This window comes from Armatimonas sp., assembly GCF_031410135.1.
Lineage (GTDB): Bacteria > Armatimonadota > Armatimonadia > Armatimonadales > Armatimonadaceae > Armatimonas.
In genome coordinates, this window is the sequence record NZ_JANNYP010000826.1 from 1 (window position 1) to 1978 (window position 1978).

A 1978-nucleotide genomic window follows, 5' to 3' on the forward strand; every position below is an offset into this window, starting at 1 on the left:
ATGTCTCCAACGCTCTTTTTACTTCCGCTTTTGGCGCTCAGTGCGCCTGCCCCACGCTTTCAGACTGATACGCCGGATGCGGCGGTCATGGCAAAGATTCGTGAGGAGGGCCTCAAGCGCTCCCAGCTGCCACAGAACCTCTCGTACTTGACCGAGGTGATTGGCCCACGACTCACTGGCTCACCGGGCCTGCTGCGTGCCAACGAGTACACCAAAAATAAAATGATCGAGTGGGGCTTAGAGGCCAAACTAGAGCCTTGGGGGCCATTTGGCCGGGGCTGGACCTGCGATAGGTTCGCCGCGAGCGTAGTGGGCCCGACGGCTTTTAACCTCATCGCAGCCCCCCGCGCCTGGTCCACGGGCTGGTCGGGAACCACAGAGGTTGTCTACGTGGATGCCGATAGCCCCGAGGCACTGGCGAAGTTTAAGGGCAAGCTCAAAGGCAAGATCGCACTGATCAGCCCGACCAAGGAGCTTCCCGCGCACTTCACGCCCCAAGGCTCCCGCTACACCGACGAGCAGCTCGCCGCCATGGCCTCAGGTTCCCTTGCAGGCAGTGGCCGTCCGCGTCAGGGCGGTGGCGGTGGCGGCGGATTAGGTGCGGACATGACTGAGGAGCAGCGTGCGGCCCTTCAGGCACGCATGCGCCAGGCACAGATGGCGGGACAGATCCTGGCGTTCTGCAAGGCTGAGGGAGCCGTCGCGACGCTTTCACAGGCACGCTCCGGCGATGGCGGAACGATCTTTGTGGAGCAGGCAAGTGTCCCGCAGCAAGCACCCGCAGCTCCGCCGACGCCACCCGCGGGTGGTGCAGGTGCTCCCGGGGCAGGTGGCGGACGTGGTGGTTTGGGCGGTGGCCAGCGTGCTCCTCGAATGAGTGTCTACTCGGTTGCCGCCGAGAAGCTCATGGTGCCCCAGATCGCCGTCGGAGCGGAGCACTACAACCGGATCGTGCGCATGGTGCAGGCGGGCGAGAAAGTCAGTGTCACACTGGATCTGAAAGTGCGCTTCAACGGCGACGATACGTCCATGGTCAACAACACCATCGGGGAGTGGAAGGGCACGGATAAAGCCGACGAGATCGTGATGGCAGGCGGCCACTTAGACTCCTGGCACACGGGCACGGGCGCAACCGACAATGCCTGTGGGGTAAGTGTCGCGATGGAGGCGGTGCGGATTTTGAAAGCCATCGGGGTCAAGCCGCGCCGCACGATCCGGGTGGCGTGCTGGAGCGGCGAGGAGCAAGGAATCTTTGGTTCCTCCGCGTACGTCAAAGCGCACTTCGGTAGCCCCAGTGCTCCAGGCGCGGAGCACGCCAAGTTCTCCAGCTACTTTAACTTAGACAATGGCACGGGCAAGATTCGCGGGGTCTACTGCCAGGGCAACACGGCCATCATGCCCATCTTCGCCGAGTGGCTCAAGCCCTTTGCCGATCTGGGCGCAGCGACCGTGACAGCACGCAACACCGGCGGCACCGACCACCTGCCCTTTAACTCCGCAGGGCTTCCCGGCTTCCAGTTCATCCAGGACACGATCGAGTACGATGCTCGGACGCACCACTCGAACATGGACACGTTTGATCGCGTGCAGCTCGACGACATGAAGCAGGCGGCCACAGTTCTCGCCGCCTTCCTCTACAACGCCGCCATGCGCGACGACAAGCTCCCGCGCAAACCGACCACCCCCGCGGGGCAATAAAAAACCCTCCCCCCACCCCCTTCCTTCGTAGAGGGATGGGGGCCGGGGGGATGGGTTCAAACTTTCTCCAGCCGCGCGTAACCCGCCACGAGTTTCTTAATTCCCAATGTGGGAATTAAGAAACTCGTGGCGGGTTACGCGCGGCTGGAGAAAGTTTGAACCCATCCCCCTGGCCCCCTTCCCTCTACGAAGGAAGGGGGAGGGAAGGGGGTTCTAATGCCCAGCAGGTGTGGTCGGCTTGCGGGGGAGCTTGTCGACGCGCATGGCGGCGTTGTAGAGG

The 1978-nt window shown here is 62.9% G+C and carries 1 protein-coding gene; it reads left to right on the forward strand.

Annotated elements, in window-relative coordinates:
• Nucleotides 1-1698, forward strand: a 1698-nt coding sequence (locus RMO15_RS30145; protein WP_309721941.1) for a M20/M25/M40 family metallo-hydrolase, incomplete at its 5' end; no start/stop codon positions are given.
• Nucleotides 1699-1978: the final 280 nt, after the last annotated feature.